Below are 21,031 nucleotides of genomic sequence, written 5' to 3' on the forward strand. Positions count from 1 at the left end.
TGGGCGCGTAGTATTCGCGACCTCGGTGAGTAGCGCAGCCTGGTAGCGCACTTCGTTCGGGACGAAGGGGTCGGAGGTTCGAATCCTCTCTCACCGACCATTATTTAAAAAGCCCGCATGCTGCGGGCTTTTTTGTGTCTGTCAGCTTGCTTCTTTTCTCCTGAGTATTTCTAGCACCAACTTTCCACATGGTTCAAAAGCCTTATTAATAAACTCCGGTTATTGTGCTTGGGAATGGTCTGTACTTTTCCATTTTTTGCTCTTATGGGGCAGGGGTTAAGAGGGTGCCGCACATGTAGATGAAGGTATTTTCGCGAGCCCCTAAAGCGAAATGACTCCATACTTCTCACACTTCAAAAATGCAGAGTGGCCTGTTACGTATCCTAAGAAGAAAACTGCCAGTTTATGTCGGCGAGATCGCCAAATTGGTAGCGATTGTCTTTGTGGATTAGAAGGGACTATTCACCCGTGGAGATCCTGAAGCTATTTATGAGATTTTCAGGTAAAAAGGTTACGCCGCTCATTCCCGGCTGGGCTATCTCTACCGATACAATGAGTGGCGCTTTCTTGTCTGGCTTTCGTTATAACCTTTCGATTTAGCTTTTAATTTGTCGAATGAGGCCTTCTTGTGCGGTAGAGGCTACCAACACGCCATCGCGGGTATAGATCTGGCCGCGGGTAAATCCACGTGCACCACCGGCAGATGGGCTATCAGTGACGTACAAAAGCCATTGATCGAGACGGAAGTTGCGATGAAACCACATGGCGTGGTCAACGCTGGCTGGCATCAGGTGTGGATCGAATAGGGAAATATCATGTGGCTGCAGAGAGGTGCCCAGTAGTCCCATATCAGAGGCATAGCAGAGTGCTGCTCGGTGCTCGATAGGGTCATCAGACATTTCGCCCTCTGCACGCAACCAGAACATACACTTGGCTTCTCGAGTTTCGGCACCAAAGTAGCTTTGTGGATCTACTGGGCGGAAGTCGATCATATAGCGGCGCTGGTCATACTGCGGGCTAACGAGGCCAGCCTCCAGAGCCAGTTCCTGAGTGTTTTTTAAGCTTTCTGGGTCAGGTATGTCCACAGCAGGCATGTCGGCCTGATGGTCGAAACCAGGCTCCTGGATCTGGAAAGAGGCCGACATGTTAAAGATCGCGCGGCCGCGCTGTTTGGCCACAACGCGGCGGGTGGTAAAGCTGCCCCCGTCACGTATTGGGTCCACCTCATAGATTACCGGTAGCTCGCTTGATCCAGGGCGTAAGAAATAGGCATGTAGGGAGTGTGGCAGGCGATCCTCGACGGTACGGGCGGCGGCCATCAGGGCTTGGCCAAGCACCTGGCCCCCAAAGAGTACTTTTCGATAATTTTCGACGTGATGGCGACTGCGAAAGAGGTGGCGATCCAGCTCTTCGACGTCGAGAAGTTTGCTCAGCTTTTCCAACATGGACGACTCTACCTGTTACCTATAAGTGATAGTCGGGTTTGCCTGGGCTGGCATTGGAGGTCTGCCCAGAAGAGCGATAATAACAGTAGATGACGTAAAGGCCATTATTAGTCATTAATTTTGCATCAAGTTTCATTGGTGGCTGATGGTTCACTTAGTTGGGCGCTTTGCGTTAGTAATGTGATGTCATTCATGGCGAAAATGATGGCTAACTTGGACCTTAAATGTCGTATTAGGACAAAATTTAGGCGGGCTGCTCTCTCTTTGGGCGTATTTTCTAGGCTAATTTCCCGATTCTCTTTTCCAAGCGACTCGAATTGCCTATCATTCATGAATGAATAGTCAATTTCAGTCCCCAACATTACGGGCAGAGAAGGTCGGAAGTATGGATAAGGCAAAAGAGAAGGTTCAGAGGTTTCGCGCGCGAGAGCAGCGCATCCTGGATGCGGCTCTGGAGCTTCTGCTGGAGCATGGTGAAGAGAAAGTCACGGTTGAGCAGATTGCTGAGCGTGTAGATATAGGCAAAGGCACCATCTACAAGCACTTTATCTCTAAAACAGAAATCTATATGCGGCTGCTGATGGACTATGAAAAGTCCCTGGCAGAGCGCCTGAAGATCGCAGTAGAGAATGCAGAGAAAGGCGACATTACCGCGCCCGCCCGTGCCTACTTTGAGTCCCGTATGGCTGATCCTGGTAAGGATCGCCTCTTTCAGCGCTTGGAAGAAAAGATTATCTCTCTCAATTTGGCGCCTGAGATGATCTCCGAATTACACGCTATCCGTAACTCCAACACCTCGGCTTTAAACCGAGTATTTGAGCGCAGGATAGAGCAGGGGATGCTGAAAAAAGTGCCTGCCTATTTCTATTACTCCACTTACTGGGCCCTAGTGCAGGGCGCAGTAGAGCTCTATCACTCCAAATCCTTTGCCGATGTGATCGAGGATCGTGAGGGATTGATGGAGTTTATTATGGATGTGGGTGTACACATTGGTGATACCTCACAGCGTAAACCCATGGAGAGCGGCCATTCTGGCGACACGGCGGGGTCCTCCTTTGGCTGAGCCACTTTTTCAGCAACTGCAAAAGTTGCAAAAGGAGTTCCACGGGCACCCACCGGTTGACCGGTGGGACCCGGATTTCTGTGGCGATATGGATATGGTGATCAAGAGTGATGGTCGCTGGATTCATGAAGGAACCGAAATCCGCCGCCAGCCACTGGTGAAGTTGTTTGCTAGCATTCTGAAGAGGGAAGGGGATGAGTACTTTCTGGTCACTCCTGTCGAAAAGCTGCGAATACAGGTTGAGGATGTCCCCTTTGTAGCTACTCAGGTTGCGCGCAGTGCCTCAGAGGGTGAGGAGCAGCGGCTATTATTCACTACGAGTGTGGGCGATGTCATCGAGCTGAATCAAGGTAGCAATTGGCAGCTTCAAGAATTCGGCACACCTGCGCAGCCAGTCCCCTACGTAGAAGCCCGAAATGGCCTAATGGCCAGGGTGTCCCGTGATGTCTTCTACCAGCTGGTAGATTGGGCAGAAGAGAGAAGGCTGGGGGAAAATGGTTCTGGGCAGCTGTTTATACGCAGTGCGGGTGGTGAATTTCTTTTGGGTTCTTATTAGCAAGCGCCCTTTTCTAAACCTGGGGTTGTTTTCTATTCCCCCAGGTTTATCTAACTATTTAGATAAGCCCCTCTTGAAATCGCCTTTAACGTAAGTTCTCCCTAGATTCATAACTTTCCATATTTTTTTGAAGTCTTTGTAGTCTTGTGCAAATTGGCAAGATTTAATGGTTTTTATATTTCTTTCATTTTTCTGAAAGCGTATGTAAATCCAAGGGAAATAAAAAATACAATTAAATGTAAAGTTCAAGTTTCTAGTGCAAAAATTACTGAAAACATATAAAAAGTTAACAAATTCGCAATACGCCGTTTCTACACTCCCCTTCGTCCTATTCGCTTAGGCGTAAAAACAAACATAGTGTTCAGGCAGTCAATTATTTGATTTCAAGTTTTTACCTGTAAGTAAAATCTGAGGTCAATATTCATAGGCTGCTCATATTTTGGATATTAATTCCTTTAGGGGGGGGTATGAAGCGTATACAAAATCGAGTTGTCCTGGCTGCTGTAATTGCGGCTTTATTGGCGGGTTGTGATGGTGGTGGTGTCAGTGTTGAGCCTAAGACCGTAGATAATTCAGTAGATAACTCTGTTGATAATTCTGGAAGTGGTTCTTCAGAAAACCCCTGTGCAATTATCGAAAGCTCGGGCGTGCAAGGTACCTACGAGAGTGGTAACTGCCGATATGGAACCGATTTTGTTTCTGCATCCAATCCTTTAATTGAAGATTTGTACCTCCCGGCGCTTTCAGAAGGTGGAGCCCATATTTTTGATGGTAGTCTTTTTGTTGGTGAAAATTTCTCTAGTGATGCCGACTTGCAGGCCGCTGGTATCACCAAGGGAGGAGATAACGTAAAGCTGGAGATACAGGCTGGGACAACCGTTGCGTTCAAGGATAACTCGGCTTTTATGGTCGTGAATCGTGGCTCGCAAGTTTTTGCCCGTGGTACTGAAACCGCACCAATTACCTTCACTTCTGAAACTGATGTTCGCGGCACTGTGACTGCTGATGCAGTATCCCAGTGGGGTGGAATGGTTATCAATGGTTTTGGTGTTACCAATAAATGTAAATATAAAGGCTCTATTGGTAGCGGAGATTTGGTCTTGGATGGAGAGTGTCATGTTGCTGCCGAGGGGTCTACTGACGATAACACTTCATACTACGGCGGCGACAACAATGCGGATAACTCTGGTGAGCTTTCCTATGTCGTCGTAAAACATACTGGAGCCTTGGTCGCTAGTGGCGATGAGCTCAATGGTATCTCATTTGATGCGGTTGGAAATGGGACTGTGGTAAACAATTTGCAGGCTTATTCCACTTTTGATGATGGGATTGAGTTCTTTGGTGGTGCGGTAGATATTAATAATTATGTTGCTCTTTATGTGCGAGATGACTCAATCGATATTGACGAGGGTTACCGCGGAAGTATCACCAATGCCCTGGTGATTCAGAGTGAAAATGATGGCAACCACTGTATTGAGGCAGATGGAATCGGTTCTTATAAAGACACGATTGATTACACCGCACTGATTAATCAAGGGCTTAACAGTCGCCCTATGATTGATGGTCTGACTTGTATCGTTTCTGCTCAAAAAGAAGGTACGCATGATCCGGGTGCTGGGTGGCGCTTGCGTGAGGGTATTTACCCAATGATTACTAACTCAATAATCGTTGCCTCATTTAAAGCTGACGAAACGGCTGATGATGGTAGCAACTACTGTTTACGTATGGAGAGTGCTCAAACCCGTAACGAAGCGACCTCCGGAAAAGAGCTAGCCCTGACCTCAAACATTTTCGCTTGTGAAGATCGCACTAAAACCGACGAAGCTTCATTCGATTTAGTGGCCTGGGCTGAAGATAACGGTAACCAGTTTGCCCCGATTTCTGGTGCGGTGAGCCCAACCATCGGTATTGATACCAATTTTATTTTGCTAGACGGAGCCCCTGCAATCTATACGGTGGCTGCTGATCAACAGCGCATCAATGATGCCGTGCCTACTGTAACTGCGTTTGAACGCGCATACTTGGGTGCCCTCGATATAAATGGCACTGACTGGACTCAAGGTTGGACTTACGGCCTTCACCAGGGCAACCGTGCACAGCCTCTCTGGTTTGAATAATTAGCTTTAGGGATTGTTAGGAGTATTTCTCCTGAACCTGCAGGGCGCCGCCTTCGCTGATGGGGTTGGCGCCCTGTTTGGTTTTGATACCCCAAAATAGGAATGATAAGAGGCCCGTGTAATGGCTAAATATGAAAATTTCCAGAGACTGCCGTTGGTAATGGCTATTACCGCGGCCTCTGCTATGGCTCCTGGTGTATTTGCCCAGGATGCGGATTTGGTGGAAGAAAGCACTGGTACAGCACAAGGGATTGAAGAAGTGGTAGTTCAGGGGCGTTTGCGGGACTCCGCAGAGGCCCTGGTCAGTGAGCGCCTGGAAGAAGAAGTGGTCACCGATATCCTTGGTGCCGAGATGATCGGTCGGGTAGGGGATTCTACAGTGGCGGCTGCGTTGCGCAGGGTGTCAGGACTGTCGCTCGTGAGTGATAAGTTCGTCTATGTACGTGGATTGGGGGAGCGTTACTCAAGTACCACGCTAAATGGTGCGATAGTGCCCTCACCGGACCTGACCCGAAATGTAATCCCCCTCGATTTATTCCCTACTTCTATAGTGGATTCCCTGGCTGTTCAGAAGAGTTACTCTGCTGATCAGGCTGCTAGCTTTGGCGGTGGCAATGTGGATATTCGCACAAAGGGAATTCCCGATGATCTGACTTATTCTGTAGAGTTAGGCACAGGAAGCAATACGGAAACCAGCGGTGAGGTTCTGAGTTATCAGGGTGGGGATGATGATATCTTCGGAACTGATGATGGTACCAGGGCACTCCCAGGAGAAATATCTGCAGCGCTAAAACGCTTTAGGGGAGGCTTGGGTATCTCCGATATCAGAAAAGTTCTGGTCGAGGAGGGAAATCAGTATGCCAGTGAGCAGGAGGCCGATGATGCAGCTCAAGCGCTAAATCGTGAACTGGCCTTAAATCTCAATCGTGATATTTCTATCGAAGAGGATTCCAGTGATTTGGATGGGGATGTGAAAGCGAGTGTAGGCAATCGTTTTTCCCTCAATGATCATTGGGAGTTGGGGTTTCTGGCTGGAGCTTCTTATAAAAATAAGTGGAGGGAGTCTGAGAGAACCCTACGCAATTTTGGTGCCCCCAAAGAGCAATTGAATAATCGTAACAAGTCAACTTATTCAGTGGATATCAGTGGGAATTTAAATTTAGGTATACGCTTTGCTGATGAGCATGTGATTGAAACTACGAGTATATTCCTGCGCAATACTGATGATGAAACTTCTATTACTGATTACTTTAATGAGAATCGACAGGTGTCGGACGGTTCTGGTTATCGTGAGTATTTGCTGAAGTATGAAGAGAGAGAGCTAGCCCTGAATCAGGTCAAGGGCAGTCACTCTCTGGGGCCTGAGACCAAAACTCTTATGCCCTTTGACCTCCTCAATTGGGTTCCGGAAGAGGTGGTTGTCGATTGGTTTTATTCGGATGCAACAGCGACCACAGATATCCCCAATCAGGTCGACGTCATTTCCGATACAGTTACTGATCCTACGACGGGTGAAGTGCTTAGCTCTAAGGTCAGTACGGGTTCTCGAAGTGCAGGTTTCCGATTTACAGAGCTTGAAGACGAAGTCAAAAATTACGGTTGGTCAGTCAACTTGCCTCTAGAATTTTCATTTTCAAGTTGGGAGTTGACGGGCGGCTTCGCGAGGATGGAGATGGGGCGCTCATACAAGCAAACTGAGCTGCGCCTAGATATCTTCAGTGTGGCTACTGAAGATGTACTCGTTGGCCCGCTGGGCGAGGTATTTGGTGATGAAAATATCACCAACAATGGAAATGACTACGTTTTCGACTTGGCGGGAAGTAACAAGCAAAGCTATTTAGCAGCTACGGCTACAGATGCAGTATTTGGTAAATTCGATTGGACATTATTTGAAACCTGGCGAATTTCGGCTGGGGCGCGCTGGGAGGATTACAGTCAAGTGGCACTTGAGTGGAATCCTTATGGCTACACCATAGATGACCCTCAAGTAATAACTGACCCGAAAGAACTGCTGGAAGCCGTATATTCTGAAGATGACATTTATCCATCTTTCTCACTGACTTATATGGGAGAGTTTTGGACGGAGACTTTTCAGCTTCGTTTTGGAGTCTCAAAGACAGCTGTACGGCCGGATCTTCGTGAAATTACCGATGCGTATTATATCGATCCTATTACTGGAGAGCAGGTCAAAGGTAACCCCAGTGTTCGTCCCTCTGAAATCCATAATTATGATCTGCGTGCCGAATGGTTCTTCGATAGTGGGGACAACTTAACGGTTTCCGCTTTTTATAAGGATGTTATTGACCCCATAGAATTTTTTGAAGCGGCTTCCAGTGATACCAATGTAGCCAGGGAAATTATTAATGCCGAGTCTGGAGAAATTACCGGTATTGAAATCGAGGGCATGAAGCAGCTCGGCTTCCTGGGTGACTCGATGGAGAGTTTCTTTGTGCAGGGCAACGTCACTTTGCAGGAGACGGAATTGGTTGCGGGGGGTGAGGCTGATGCGCCTACGAATCCTGAGCGGGAAATGACGGGGGCTTCGGAGTTTGTCGTGAATATGCTTTTGGGCTTTGATAGTCCTGATGGCAACCATTCGGCAACATTGGGGTATAACGTATTTGGTGAGAGGTTGCATCTCGCCGGCCGTAAACTCGATCCAGACTCATATGAACAACCTTTTCATTCTTTGGATTTGACTTACTCCTGGTATCCCATCGAAGAAATGACAATAAAAGCCAAGATGCAAAATTTGTTGGATGAGTCTATCGAGATTGAGCGTGATGGCGTCATCGTATTCGAAGAGAAGCTTGGCCAATTCTTTGCCTTAAGTGCTCAGTATAAATTCTGATTTTCTGCCTGCTAAATCCTGCTTCCGACTTCTGGGAGCAGGAGTTCATCTGGTTTTGCGTTCTTAGAAGAGCGCTGACTAATAACGCGGATACAAAAATGGCGCCCGAAGGCGCCAGAAAGCAAACTGCTTACATATTTGGGTAGTTGGGGCCGCCGCCACCTTCTGGAGTAACCCAGACAATATTCTGGGTTGGGTCTTTGATGTCACAGGTCTTACAGTGCACACAGTTCTGTGCATTTATCTGGAAACGTTTGCCGTTGGTATCTTCAACCACTTCATAAACGCCTGCAGGGCAGTAACGCTGAGCCGGTTCATCATAAATCGGCAGATTGTGGTTAAGCGGAATCTCCGGATCCTTCAGGGTTAGGTGACAAGGCTGGTCTTCCTCGTGGTTGGTGTTAGAAATAAACACAGAGGAGAGCTTGTCAAAGCTGAGTACGCCATCGGGCTTGGGGTAATCAATTTTTGCGCAGTCCGCAGCCGGTTTCAGTTGTGCATGGTCAGCTTTGGTGTCGCGCAGGGTCCAGGGCAGCTTGCCTTTGAAGATATTGATATCGACAAATGCGTAAGCTGAACCGAGGATGTTGCCCCACTTGTGTTGTGCCGGGCCGAAGTTGCGCTGCATATGCAGCTCTTTCCAGGCCCAGCTGTCACGATACTTGGTGGTGTAGTCGGTCAGCTCTTCACTGTTGCGCTCTGCGGCAAGGGCTTCCACTACGGACTCAGCGGCGATCATGCCGGACTTCATCGCGGTATGATTGCCCTTGATCTTGGCGAAGTTCAGGGTGCCGGCGTTGTCGCCGATCAGCAGGCCGCCAGGGAAGGTCATCTTCGGCTGAGATTGCAGTCCACCTTTAACAATGGCACGTGCACCGTAAGCGACACGCTGACCACCGTCCAAGTATTGTTTGATTACCGGATGATGTTTGTAACGCTGAAATTCGTCAAAGGGGCTTACGTGTGGATTGCTGTAAGCGAGATCGGTAATTAGGCCAACCACAACCTGGTTGTCTTCCAGGTGATAAAGGAAACCACCACCGTGGGTGCCGCTTTGCTCCAAAGGCCAGCCTGCTGTGTGAACTACCAGGCCTTGCTGGTGTTTGTCCGCAGGAACTTTCCAGATTTCCTTAACGCCAATGCCGTAATGTTGCGGATCGGCATCTGTATCCAGCTTGAAGCGCTCGATCAGTTGCTTGCCCAGATGGCCGCGACAGCCTTCGGCAAAAAGAGTGTACTTGGCGTGCAGCTCCATGCCTGGCATATAGGAGTCTTTCTGCTCACCATTTAAGCCAATACCCATATCGCCGGTGGCAATACCTTTTACAGAGCCATCTTCGTTGTACAGAACTTCTGCAGCGGCGAAGCCGGGGAAAATCTCCACCCCCAGGTTCTCTGCCTGCTCGGCCAACCAACGGCAAAGGTTACCGAGGCTGATAATGTAGTTGCCCTCATTGTGCATGGTGCTTGGCACAAACATGTTGGGCACTTTGATGGAATTCTCATCGCTGCGTAGAACGTAGATATCGTCGCCCTTGACCTCTGTGTTCAGCGGGGCGCCGCGCTCTTTCCAGTCTGGGAATAGCTCATTTAGAGCAGTTGGCTCAAAAACTGCGCCGGAGAGAATGTGGGCGCCGACCTCGGAACCTTTCTCCACAACGCATACTGAGACATCTTCATTGAGCTGGCGAATACGGCAGGCCGCTGCCAATCCGGCCGGACCGGCACCCACGATCACTACATCGTATTCCATTGATTCGCGTTCCACGGCACTCTCCTCAGCAGTTGTATTCAACTTTTTGCGGCCATTCCGGCCTTATCATTTATATAGAGGGCGGATTATATAGGCGTTTATTCAACCCTACCAATTGCATGACTATTCATTTGCTATGGCAAATGTGCTGTATTTCAACAGCTTAGGGAAGCTGAATAGATGGTCTCTATTTCCTGAAATAGATTGCATGAATGGCAGAAGTCACTTCTATTTGGCTATTGATTTTGCGGTATAGAACCGCCACCATACACGCCGTTCAAACACCTGTTTGACCAGAACACCGTATCCGTTCGCGATGAGAATCGTCAGTCGCGGCTGTTAAAAAGCATATTTGAGACGGGATTTCCATGAAAGTTCTTGTAGCTGTGAAACGCGTTGTCGACTACAACGTCAAGGTTCGCCCCAAGGCGGACGGCACTGACGTTGATACTGCCAACGTCAAAATGTCTATCAACCCCTTCTGCGAAATTGCAGTAGAAGAGGCGGTTCGCTTGAAGGAAAAAGGCGTTGTTAGTGAGATAGTCGCCGTTTCCATGGGTCCCAAGCAGAGCCAGGAGCAAATTCGCACAGCACTGGCGCTGGGAGCCGACCGAGGCATTCTGGTTGAGACCGATGCCGAACTGCAGCCTCTGGCTGTGGCTAAGTGCCTGAAGGCGATTGTCGATAAAGAAGAGCCGCAAATGGTTATTCTCGGCAAGCAGTCTATCGATGGCGACAACAACCAAACTGGCCAGATGCTGGGCGCATTGACTGGTATGGGGCAGGGCACCTTTGCTTCCGAAGTGGTTGTAGAAGGCGACGCTGTGAAGGTAACCCGTGAAATCGATGGCGGCCTGCAGACTGTTGAGCTGAAGCTGCCAGCTATCGTGACTACCGACCTGCGTTTGAATGAGCCACGATATGCATCTTTGCCGAATATCATGAAGGCCAAGAAGAAGCCTCTCGATACTACTACTCCCGATGAGTTGGGTGTAGACATCGCTCCTCGCACTAAAACCCTGAAAGTCGAGCCACCAGCAGAGCGTCAGGCTGGCGTTAAAGTTGCCGACGTGGCGGAACTGGTAGAGAAACTGAAAAACGAGGCGAAGGTAATCTGATGAGCATCCTGGTTATTGCTGAACACGACAACGCCGAACTGAAGGGCGCTACGCTCAACACTATCGCCGCAGCTAAGGCTATCGGTGGCGACATCGCCGTCCTAGTCGCTGGCGCAGGCTGTTCTGCTGTTGCAGACGCCGCTGCTAAAGTTGATGGCGTAAGCAAAGTATTGCTGGCTGACAACGCTGCTTACGAGCACCAGTTGGCTGAAAACGTTGCCAAGCTGGTTGCCGATCTGGGAAAAGATTACGGCCATATCCTGGCGCCAGCCACTACCACCGGTAAAAACATGCTGCCGCGTGCCGCTGCGCTGCTGGATGTTCAACCGATCTCTGACATTATCTCTGTAGAGAGTGCCGATACTTTCAAGCGTCCAATCTACGCTGGCAACGTTATCGCGACCGTGCAGAGCTCTGACGCCATTAAGGTGATTTCCGTTCGTACTACTGCTTTCGACGCAGTGGCTGCAGAAGGTGGAAGTGCAGCTGTTGAGGCTGTAGATATTGCCGATGACGCCGGTGTTTCTTCTTTCGTAGGAGAAGAGCTTGCTAAATCCGACCGCCCTGAGCTTACCGCCGCTAGCGTGGTAGTTTCCGGTGGTCGCGGTATGCAGAATGGCGACAACTTCGAGATGCTGTACAAGTTGGCAGACAAGCTGGGTGCGGCGGTTGGCGCCTCACGCGCTGCAGTAGACGCTGGATTTGTGCCAAATGATATGCAAGTTGGCCAAACCGGTAAGATCGTTGCTCCGGACTTGTACATTGCCGTTGGTATTTCCGGTGCCATCCAACATTTGGCTGGCATGAAGGATTCCAAGGTTATTGTGGCTATCAACAAAGATGAGGAGGCTCCAATCTTCTCCGTTGCTGACTACGGCTTGGTGGCAGATTTGTTTGAAGCAGTCCCCGAGCTGGAAGCAAAGCTGTAATTTCTGATTAGTATACTGATCAGTACTGGAAAAGGCGGCGTATTGTCGCCTTTTCTCATTTTTGGCTTCTGGACTACGGAACTAGTGTGCAATTTCGGGGACGAAGTGTTGGTTTGCAACGTTTAACTGGGCAGGAGCGTTGCCTTTCGAAGGCGAAGGCAACAAAATAGGCGTCAAAAACCAATAACCTAAGAAAGTTGAACTTGTATGTGGGTATGTTCATGTCCCCATTAAAGCGAGCCATTGGCTCAGTCGGTAAAGGCTTTAGCCAGGGCGATTCACGCAGATCGCTCTCTCGTGGCACCATGGCGGCATCTGCGGTGGGGTTGCTGTGGGTATCTGGCAATCTACTTGCCTATGGCTCTTTACTGATTCCTGCAGAGCCGGAAGAGTCTCTGCTGGCCGAGCGCAATGATAGTCGTGTGAGTGCCCCCCAGGCAGCTTCAATACCGAACACTCCCTTCTTTGGTTATGCCGAAGCCAAGAAGCAAGAAGCTGTTCCCGAAGTTGATCTCTCCAACCTCCCTATAACCCAGCTGAACATCGTCCTCTCTGGCGTTTTGGATAATTCGGACAAGAGTAAAGCCAGCGCCCTGGTTGCCGAAAAAGGCAAGCCTGCAAAGCGTTTGTATGTGGGGGATTCCCTTCCTGGTGGCGCAGAACTTTATTCTGTTGAGGTAGACCATGTAGTTCTTCGTCGTAATGGCAGGATGGAAAAGCTGACATATCCCGAGATGGATGGCCGCCCCAATGTCCCGCTGAAAAACTACTCAAGCCTGTCACGCAAATCTAGGCAAAGTAGTAGTGCGGGAAGTTCCTCAAGACGTGAGGCGAGCCAGGAAAGTATTCGAGAGCGGATGGAAAAGCTGCGTGAACTGGCCCGTGAGCGTCGTGCTCAGCGCCAGCCCCAATAAAAACTGTCTAACTAGATTGTTTTGAGTTTTTTGAACATTTACTAGAGCCAGATAAATAATGATGAAGATGTTTTATCGACGGCTGATTGCGGTCGGGTTTAGTTTTTTTGTGTCTACTGCAACGCTGGCTCAGGGCCCGGAGAGAGTTACCCTTTCTCTCGACAATGCCGATGTTCGCGACCTGATTAACTGGGCAGCGGATTTCACCGGAAAAAATATAATTGTCCACCCCAATGTAAAGGGAAAAGTCACCGTTGTTGCCGGTGACCCTATGACACATGATGAAGCCTTCGATGTTTTTATGTCGGTGCTTCAAGTAAATGGTTTCAGCCTGGTAGAGCAGGGTGGTACCTGGAAAGTGGTACCCGATGCCCTTGCCAAGCAGCAGGCGATTCCGGTTGCTGATGAAAATACCCGTGCGCCGGCCGAATCATTAGTCGTTCGTACTGTTCGAGTTGAGAATATCTCAGCTTCCCAGTTGATCGCTATGTTGCGCCCGCTGATTCCTCAGACTGGCCACCTGGCAGCTTATGCTGATACCAATACCCTGATTATTGCTGATCGTGCTGCGAATATTGACCAGATTGTTCTATTGGTAAAACAGCTCGATCGTGCAGGTGCCATCGACATTGAAGTGGTGCCACTGATGTTTGCTTCCGCCAAAGAAGTGAAGCAAATTCTCAATGACTTGTTGCAGGCGTCTGGTGGCAAGGGCGCTGGCCGGGAAGTTCAGCCGTTGCGAATCGCAGTGGACGAGCGTTCCAATAGCGTTCTTTTGACCGGTGACCCAGTAACACGCCAGCAGATCAGAACCGTTATTGCCCGCTTGGACCAGCCGCTGGATGGTGATGGCAATACGGCTGTGGTTTATGTTCAGTATGCCAATGCCGCCGACCTGAAACCAATTCTGGAAGGCATGAGCGGTAGTATTCAGAATACAGAAAAAGACCAGCAGGCTGCGAACGTTGAAGTCAGTATTCAGGTCAACGAATCCCTCAATGCGCTGGTTCTCACCGCGCCTCCGGCACTACTGGAAACAATGAAAGGCGTGATCGCACGGCTGGATGTACGTCGTGCTCAGGTGCTGATTGAGGCCATTATTGTCGAGGTTAAAGAGGATACCAATAATAACCTTGGTATCAGCTGGATCACGGGTGATGAAAACCTTGTTGCCGGCTGGAACAACCTACCGGCTGAAGACGGAGATGGGAATATCAATCCGTTCTCCCTTCCTTTCACGAGTATCACTGGCGCGAATGCATTACATTTAGGCTATTTGAGTGGAAGTGATATCCGAGTTGCAGTGAATGCGCTTGCCACAGCGGGCAATACCAATATTCTGTCTACGCCGACCATTATGGCTTTGGATAACGAAGAGGCTGAAATCCTCGTCGGGCAGAATGTACCCTTTATTACTGGTGAGCAATTGTTGTCCGGTAGCAATGACGACCCTTTCACCACTATTCAGCGGGAAGATATTGGTACCACCCTCAAAGTCACTCCACGTGTAAATAACAATAACTCGGTAACTTTGGAAATTGAGCAGAAGGTTGAAAACCTGCTTTCCGCTGCTGCTGATGCCGCTGTGGGTGCCTCGGACATCGTTACTAGTAAACGTGAAATTCGCACCAAGGTATTGATTGATGATGGTGCGATTTTGGTTTTGGGTGGGCTGATAGAAGATAATGTTACTGACTCCGTGCAGAAAGTGCCTCTGTTGGGGGATATTCCAGGAATAGGGCGTCTGTTCCGAAACAACACCAAGAAAGTCGTAAAAACTAATTTGATGGTGTTCCTGAAGCCCAAGATTCTGAGCACCCAGTTGGCTGGCTATGAAGAAACCCGCAAACGCTACATGGATATGCAGCAGAAGCAGATCTTCTTGAAAGACAGAACGAGCCTGCTGTGGGATTGGCACCGCGGTGATGCACTGCCTGACCTGATGCCGCCAACAGGAACTTATAACGAAAGCCCAGCGCCGGTAGATGGTTCTATCAATGCCGTTGACAACCTGGAAGACGCCCTTGAGGGAGTACCTGGCGAGGTTGAAGTGTTGGATGGTGAGGTTGAGGTGCTGGAGGTAGAAGAATCTAAATGACGGTTGATACAGGAACAGGGACTCCAGCAATTCGTCGCCTTCCATATGCTTTCGCTAAGCGCCACAAGGTCCTGCTACTGGAGCAGGAGGGGCGCCCGCTGTGCCAATACGTTGCACCGCTGAGCCCCTCTGCGATTGCCGAGGTGCAACGTATCAATGGTGGTGCGGTAAGCCTGGAGTCGGTGGAAGATGAAATTTTCCAGGTAGCCTTGCAGCGCCTCTACGAAAACCGTGAGGGGGGCAACCTCTCCGAAGTCGAGGGGCTGGGTGATGACTTGGATTTGGCCGCAGTTGTAGATTCGCTACCGGAAACAGAAGACCTACTAGAGCAGGAAGACGATGCGCCCATCGTTAAGCTGATCAATGCGATTTTTGCGGAGTCCCTGAAACAGGGGGCTTCGGATATTCACATTGAGACTTTTGAAAAAAGCTTGATTGTGCGTTTTAGGGTAGACGGCGTGCTGCGCGAGGTGTTGCAGCCTCGGCGCGCCCTGGCTCCGCTATTGGTTTCCCGTATCAAGGTAATGGCCAAGCTGGATATCGCTGAAAAGCGTATTCCGCAGGATGGCCGTATTTCGCTGCTGATGGCCGGGCGTGAAGTCGATGTACGTGTTTCCACCATGCCGTCCTCGGCAGGTGAACGGGTGGTGATGCGCCTGCTTGACAAGCAAGCGGGTAAAATGGACTTGTCCAAACTTGGCATGTCCGAGCGGGACCACAATGTCATGACTGAGCTTTTGGCTCACCCACACGGCATTATTCTGGTTACGGGCCCGACGGGCTCAGGTAAAACGACCACTCTCTATGCCGGCCTCGGCAGCATTAACAGCCGCGAAAAAAATATCCTGACGGTGGAAGACCCGGTCGAATACAACCTGGAAGGGGTTGGACAGACCCAGGTCAACACCAAGGCAGATATGACTTTTGCACGGGGCTTGCGCGCAATTTTGCGTCAGGACCCGGATGTGGTGATGATTGGTGAGATTCGAGATCTTGAGACTATGCAGATCGCCATCCAGGCGAGTTTGACTGGTCACTTGGTACTCTCAACCCTGCATACCAATACTGCACTTGGTGCTGTTACCCGTCTGATGGATATGGGCATCGAACCTTTCTTGCTGTCCTCCAGCTTGATTGGAGTTCTGGCACAGCGCCTGGTCAGGGTGCTTTGCCCTACCTGTAAGCAGCCCCATGTTCCCGATGAAGGGGAGAGGGTAGTGCTCGGCGTCGCTCCCGCTGAAGATGCTCTCATCTACCGCCCCAATGGTTGTGATGAATGTAACCATAGCGGCTATGTGGGCCGAATCGGTATTTATGAGTTGGTGCCGCTTAATGAAATCATGCGCCAGCTGATCCACGATCGAGCCTCCGAGAGCAAGCTGGTGGCAGAAGCACGTAAATTGGGGCCGAGTATCCGCGATGACGGTATTGCCAAGGTCCTGGCCGGCAGGACTTCCCTTGAAGAAGTCATGCGGGTAACCCAGGAGTCTTAATCGTGGCAGCGTTTGAGTACACAGCCCTCGCGGCATCCGGTCGAAAAAGCAAGGGAACCCTAGAGGCCGATAGTGCCCGTTCGGCGCGGCAGCAATTGCGTGCTAAAGGCATGGTGCCTCTGGATGTTACCCCTGCCGCCGAGCAATCTGAGAAGAGTGCTGGCGGTTTTATGTCCGGAAGTCCCGGGCTCAGCATTAAAAATCTGGCCCTGCTTACCCGCCAAATTGCCACTTTGTTGCGCGCCGGTATTCCGTTGGAGGAGACCCTAGGGGCAATTGCCAACCAGACTCGCAACCAGAAAATCCGGCGGGTAGTGCTGGCGGTGCGCGGAAAGATTTTGGAGGGCCACAGTTTTGCCCAGGCCCTTGGGTGTTTCCCCAAGGCTTTCCCCAAGCTCTACCGGGCTACCGTGGAGGCCGGTGAGCACTCCGGACACTTGGATGCGGTGCTGGAACGTTTGGGAGATTACACCGAGGGGCAGCAGCAGTTTCGTCAGAAAGTGCAATTGGCACTTATTTACCCCATGGTATTGGTATTTATCTGTGTCCTCGTGGTTACTGGCCTGATGGTTTATGTGGTGCCGGATGTCATTGAGGTCTTCACCGGCACAGGACAAATTTTGCCGCTGCCCACTCGGATACTGGTCTCAATGAGTGACTTTATTGCCGCCTGGGGCTGGCTGGTGCCTCCAGCGCTAGGGGCCATTATTGCGGGTGTGGTCATTATGCTGCGCCGCCCGGCGATCAAATATAAGTTTCACCATCGCCTATTGGACCTGCCGGTAATTGGTTGGATGGTTCGCGGTGCGCAGAGTGCCCGTTATGTGGGAACCTTAGCGATCCTTACCGGCAGTAGTGTCCCACTGGTGCAGGCAATGGGTATTGCTCGCGGGGTAATGACCAATGAGTTCTTAAAGGATCGTCTGGAAACTGCACAGAAGACGGTACGTGAGGGCGGTAGTTTGCACCGAGCTATGGAGGATATTGGGTATTTCCCGCCAATGATGATCTATATGATCGCCAGTGGTGAGTCTTCTGGCACCCTGGACGAAATGCTGCAGAGGGCTGCGGAGTCCCAGGAGCAAGACCTTCAGGGGGCGGTGACTGCTTTTGTGAGCTTGTTCGAACCGCTGATGTTGCTTGTTATGGCCGCTATCGTACTATTTATCGTGATGGCCATCATGATGCCAATTATGAGCATGAACGAACTGGCTATGTAGAGTTCAAAGTAGTGAAGTCCACAGATTCAGGATGCAGGTTATTTAGGAGGGGAAGATGAAATCCTTACTAAACAGCCGTGGCTTTACCCTACGCGAGGCCTCAAGGGTACTTATTGGACTCGGCTTAGTAGGGGTGCTCGGCTTCTTACTGCTTTGAGAGTGTAGATAGATCTCTTTTTACAAAAACTGAATATTTTTAAATTGGGGCCACGATTCCCTTCGTGGCCCTGGGGGTTCCCAGCTTTCAGCTGAACTTGGAGAAAAAAATGCGAAACCTACGCAGAAGTGGTGGCTTCACCTTGATTGAAGTCATGGTGGTGATTGTGATCCTCGGTGTTCTCGGCGCCATGGTGGTTCCCAGTGTTTTGGGCAAAACTGGTGAAGCCCGTATGAAGGCCGCTCGCGTTGACCTTCGTGCTATCGAGACTGCCCTCGACATGTACCGCATGGACAACTTTGTTTACCCAAGTTCTGACCAGGGTTTGGAAGCTCTAGTTTCCCGTCCCTCCGGTTTTCCCGAAGCTAAAAACTGGACTGAGCCTTACTTAAAGAAAGCGCCCAAGGACCCTTGGGGTAATCACTACCAGTACATCAGCCCCGGCAGTGCCGGCGCATTCGATTTGTTCTCCCTGGGTGCAGATGGTAAGCCTGGTGGAGAGGGTGAAGCCGCCGATATTTTTGCCGCTGACCTGTAACTCGGTTCAATCAGCAATCGATGTATAGGCGATCAGCCCGCAGTAGGCTCAAGCGTAATCAGGGTTTCACGCTGGTCGAGATTCTGGTGGTGATTGTTATCATCGCCAGCTTGGCTGGCATGGCCATGATGTCCCTGGGCAGTTCCGGGGTGCGTGTCTGGGAAGGGGAGACTCAACGTCTCTCCGCCTTGTTGCAGCTTGTCGCGGACCGTGCCCTGATAGATAAAGCCCATTACGGCGTAGTGCTTGAACCCGAGTCTTATACGGTAGTGCGATTTGATCCCACTTCAATGACTTGGCAGGCTCCCGATATGGCTGCTGCCGGTCGGCGCAGCCAGCGATTTGCGGCTCATGAGCTTCCCGCTATCGTTCGTTTGGAGGTGCTTGAAGAGGCGGAACTGCCTTCCACCCAATCCACAGAGTTTGCTGAAGAGCAGAGCGATGAGGAGAAGATCAAGCCGCAGTTTGTCGCTTTATCGAGTGGTGAAGTTCTCCCGATCAAACTAGCCGTTTTTCTGGTCGAGGATGGTGACTTCTCTCGTGGCGCGACAATTTCTTACAGTAGCCTCTATGGCTTGCAGCTAGAGTGGCAAGCCGATGATCTTTAAGCGCAATTCCCTGGCCCGACAGGGCGGTTTCACCCTGGTTGAGGTTTTGATCGCCCTGGTCATCTTTGGGGTTATTGCCGCCAGCGTATTGCGTACTATGCAGAGCAGCGTGCAGCGCCAAAGAGTTATGGAGGAGCGGCTCGCAGCTAACTGGGTCGCTCAACAGGTACTTTCGCAAATTAGAGTACAAACTCCCTGGCCCCCGATTGGTGAGAAAAAAGAGGAAATGTCCTTTGCGGAGAGAGACTGGGAAGTGACCGCAAAGGTAGAGGCAACCAGCGAAGAGCGCCTTCGCCATATCGTGATTCAAGTGGGTTACCCCGATGCCGAAAACCCAACTTTGACACTGGATGCCTGGGCGGCGCAGGAGTAGCTTCTATGCAGATTTCTCCAATAAAGGGCCAGTCAGGCTTTACTCTGGTAGAAGTGCTCGTCGTACTGGTGCTGGTGGCGATTATCAGTGTTGGTTCGTTTTCCCTTCTAGAAGTTTTCCATAATTCCGACAGTGTTGTTGAGCGTCGTGCAGAAGAGTTGCGCCGTTTTTCCATGGCTCTCTATCGTCTGGAGGAGGACCTACGCCAGGTAACAGCGCGACCGATTAAAAATGCCTATACGGGCTATGAACCCGCTTTGCGCGGTGATCAGGACGAATTCGAATTTACCCGCCTTGGGGCGGCAAACCTTATTGGTGAGCCTCGGGGTGAACTTCAGCGGCTGGGTTATAGTATCGGCTACCCAGAAGACGATGAGAGAAGCAGCTCCTTTACTGAAGAGGAAGATCCTGGGGCTTTGTTATTGCGCAGTCGCTGGCAAGTTTTAGACCGAGGCCCTGATTCCGAGCCAATTGTTGAACCTCTGCTCGCCGGTGTGGAGAGCCTGACTTTACAATATTTTGACCCTAGCTCAGATGCCTGGGTTGCCCAATGGCCGCCAGCCGGTACTACAGCATCTACTACCAGTGCAGATAGCCGCCTGCCAAAGGCTATCGAGTTCGTGTTAATGACTCGTCAGTACGGTGAAATACGCCGCGTATTCTCCTTCTCAACTGTAGAGTTCAGTCCTCCTGGAGCTAATTCCGGCAACGGTGGTAATGGAGGGGGGAACAACTCTGGAGGTGGGAACAACTCAAACGACGGCAATTCAGGTGGGGATAATTCCGGCGGAGGTGGTAACGATGAGCGGCTCTAAGTCGATAAAGACTTTTCGCCGCCAGCGGGGCGTGGCTTTAATTACCGTTTTACTTGTAATGGTGATTGCAATTGCCCTGGTCTCGCACGCCATTACCCGCGATCAGATTTCCATCACCCGAAGCGGTGCTCTTTTGGCCAATTCGCAATTAGCCGAGTTTGTCGCTGGGGCTGAGGCCTGGAGTAGGGTGGCGCTTCTCAAGGATTATGAAGAGGATAAAGACGCTGCCCAACCTGCCGATCACGCTCTTGAGGCCTGGGCAGCACCGGCGTTGCAGTTCAATCCTGATAACGGAAAAATACGCATAAATATTAAAGACTTAAACTCTTGCTTTAATGTAAATAATCTTGTCGATAGCGGTAACGGCACCGATCAGTTTGATATTTTTCGCCGACTGGTGAGTAATGTTACAGGAAAATCAGACTTAGCCGGGACTATTGCCGACTGGATGGATGACAACGACACGCCGCGTTCTTCAGCAACCGAGGACGATGGCTATCTCGGTAGGGATCTTGCCCATCGCACCCCAGACACCTTAATCAGTGATATATCGGAACTGTCTTCTGTACAGGGTATGGAGCCGGAAGACTGGCAGAAGCTGGCTCCATTCCTGTGTGCGCTGCCGGAGACTGGAAGCAAGATCAATGTCAACCTGGCTTCTCAGGAGCTTTTGGAAGCGGTGGACCCCTCTGCTAGCGTGAGTAAGTTGCTGCTGTTTCGAGAGTCTGGCGGCATCCTCAGCCAGTCGGGGGATTTGTCCTCTCATGGCTTCAACAACACCAACCAGTTTGTGTTTCATAGCCAGCACTTTCTGGCGCGTATTGCTGTCCAATTGGGAGATAGTGAAGACTACCGCCAGTATTGGGAGACGTCTCTATGGCTCGATGAGGGCGGGGACGGTGAAGTCAAAGTTGTACAGCGCCAGCGGCGCACTTTTTCTGGTGCAATGATGCAGGAATTACTCGACTACAAGGCACCGTAGC

Annotated in this window: 17 protein-coding genes and 1 tRNA gene; 16 read left to right on the forward strand and 2 right to left on the reverse strand. The window is 50.5% G+C overall.

Translation table 11 applies throughout. The annotated features are described in order from the left end of the window. Window positions 1–23 precede the first annotated feature (23 nt). Window positions 24–100, forward strand: a tRNA-Pro gene (locus tag ACJJJA_RS11655). Between the two features lie 496 nt (window positions 101–596). On the opposite strand, the gene ACJJJA_RS11660 is transcribed toward ACJJJA_RS11655, so the two are convergent. Then, window positions 597–1,445 carry an acyl-CoA thioesterase gene (locus tag ACJJJA_RS11660; RefSeq protein ID WP_252085833.1) on the reverse strand — a complete coding sequence of 283 codons (849 nt, stop codon included), beginning with the start codon at window positions 1,443–1,445 and terminating at the stop codon, window positions 597–599. A 385-nt stretch (window positions 1,446–1,830) separates the two neighbouring features. Between ACJJJA_RS11660 and ACJJJA_RS11665 the strand changes: the two genes are divergently transcribed. The 4 genes from ACJJJA_RS11665 (at window position 1,831) to ACJJJA_RS11680 (ending at window position 8,032) form a co-directional block, all read left to right on the forward strand. Beyond that, window positions 1,831–2,508: a TetR/AcrR family transcriptional regulator gene (locus ACJJJA_RS11665; RefSeq protein ID WP_252085834.1), complete on the forward strand. Its 678-nt coding sequence runs from the start codon at window positions 1,831–1,833 to the stop codon at window positions 2,506–2,508. Continuing rightward, window positions 2,501–3,064 carry a DUF1285 domain-containing protein gene (locus ACJJJA_RS11670; protein ID WP_444886117.1) on the forward strand — a complete coding sequence of 188 codons (564 nt, stop codon included), beginning with the start codon at window positions 2,501–2,503 and terminating at the stop codon, window positions 3,062–3,064. Before ACJJJA_RS11665 ends, ACJJJA_RS11670 begins: the two co-directional genes overlap by 8 nt. A 467-nt stretch (window positions 3,065–3,531) precedes the next feature. Beyond that, window positions 3,532–5,181 carry a beta-helix domain-containing protein gene (locus ACJJJA_RS11675; RefSeq protein WP_444904690.1) on the forward strand — a complete coding sequence of 550 codons (1,650 nt, stop codon included), beginning with the start codon at window positions 3,532–3,534 and terminating at the stop codon, window positions 5,179–5,181. Between the two features lie 121 nt (window positions 5,182–5,302). Then, complete coding sequence (locus tag ACJJJA_RS11680; RefSeq protein ID WP_444904691.1) at window positions 5,303–8,032, forward strand: TonB-dependent receptor domain-containing protein; 2,730 nt, start codon at window positions 5,303–5,305, stop codon at window positions 8,030–8,032. Between the two features lie 130 nt (window positions 8,033–8,162). Here the strand turns inward: ACJJJA_RS11680 and ACJJJA_RS11685 are convergent, their stop codons facing one another. Continuing rightward, a complete protein-coding gene (locus ACJJJA_RS11685) occupies window positions 8,163–9,800 on the reverse strand; it encodes an electron transfer flavoprotein-ubiquinone oxidoreductase (RefSeq protein ID WP_444884977.1) in 1,638 nt (545 codons plus the stop codon). Window positions 9,801–10,153: 353 nt separating this feature from the next. Here ACJJJA_RS11685 and ACJJJA_RS11690 point away from each other — a divergent pair, with 353 nt between their 5' ends. From ACJJJA_RS11690 to gspK, 11 genes are all read left to right on the forward strand, one after another. After that, window positions 10,154–10,903 (forward strand): electron transfer flavoprotein subunit beta/FixA family protein, encoded by a 750-nt coding sequence (locus ACJJJA_RS11690; protein WP_252085838.1) that lies wholly within the window; start codon window positions 10,154–10,156, stop codon window positions 10,901–10,903. Then, on the forward strand, window positions 10,903–11,832 hold the full coding sequence (locus ACJJJA_RS11695; RefSeq protein WP_444884976.1) for an electron transfer flavoprotein subunit alpha/FixB family protein: 930 nt from the start codon (window positions 10,903–10,905) through the stop codon (window positions 11,830–11,832). The genes ACJJJA_RS11690 and ACJJJA_RS11695 overlap by 1 nt, the downstream gene beginning before the upstream one ends. A 221-nt stretch (window positions 11,833–12,053) precedes the next feature. Next, entirely contained in the window at window positions 12,054–12,746 is a 693-nt protein-coding gene (locus ACJJJA_RS11700) for a type II secretion system protein N (protein ID WP_444884975.1), read from the forward strand. A gap of 58 nt (window positions 12,747–12,804) precedes the next feature. Beyond that, window positions 12,805–14,844 (forward strand): type II secretion system secretin GspD, encoded by a 2,040-nt coding sequence (gene gspD, locus ACJJJA_RS11705; protein ID WP_252085841.1) that lies wholly within the window; start codon window positions 12,805–12,807, stop codon window positions 14,842–14,844. Continuing rightward, on the forward strand, window positions 14,841–16,337 hold the full coding sequence (gene gspE, locus ACJJJA_RS11710) for a type II secretion system ATPase GspE (RefSeq protein WP_444904692.1): 1,497 nt from the start codon (window positions 14,841–14,843) through the stop codon (window positions 16,335–16,337). The genes gspD and gspE overlap by 4 nt, the downstream gene beginning before the upstream one ends. Before the next feature lie 2 nt (window positions 16,338–16,339). After that, complete coding sequence (gene gspF / locus ACJJJA_RS11715; protein WP_252085843.1) at window positions 16,340–17,557, forward strand: type II secretion system inner membrane protein GspF; 1,218 nt, start codon at window positions 16,340–16,342, stop codon at window positions 17,555–17,557. A 266-nt stretch (window positions 17,558–17,823) separates the two neighbouring features. Next, a complete protein-coding gene (gene gspG, locus ACJJJA_RS11720) occupies window positions 17,824–18,252 on the forward strand; it encodes a type II secretion system major pseudopilin GspG (RefSeq protein WP_252085844.1) in 429 nt (142 codons plus the stop codon). A gap of 20 nt (window positions 18,253–18,272) precedes the next feature. Then, window positions 18,273–18,860: a prepilin-type N-terminal cleavage/methylation domain-containing protein gene (locus tag ACJJJA_RS11725; RefSeq protein WP_252085845.1), complete on the forward strand. Its 588-nt coding sequence runs from the start codon at window positions 18,273–18,275 to the stop codon at window positions 18,858–18,860. Further along, on the forward strand, window positions 18,850–19,233 hold the full coding sequence (gene gspI / locus ACJJJA_RS11730) for a type II secretion system minor pseudopilin GspI (protein ID WP_444904693.1): 384 nt from the start codon (window positions 18,850–18,852) through the stop codon (window positions 19,231–19,233). Before ACJJJA_RS11725 ends, gspI begins: the two co-directional genes overlap by 11 nt. 5 nt (window positions 19,234–19,238) lie before the next feature. Then, entirely contained in the window at window positions 19,239–20,048 is an 810-nt protein-coding gene (gene gspJ, locus ACJJJA_RS11735; RefSeq protein WP_444904694.1) for a type II secretion system minor pseudopilin GspJ, read from the forward strand. Continuing rightward, window positions 20,035–21,030 (forward strand): type II secretion system minor pseudopilin GspK, encoded by a 996-nt coding sequence (gene gspK / locus ACJJJA_RS11740; RefSeq protein ID WP_444904695.1) that lies wholly within the window; start codon window positions 20,035–20,037, stop codon window positions 21,028–21,030. The genes gspJ and gspK overlap by 14 nt, the downstream gene beginning before the upstream one ends. The last annotated feature ends 1 nt before the right edge of the window (window position 21,031 follow it).

It is taken from the genome of Microbulbifer mixtoriginis (SeqCode) (assembly GCF_052466865.1).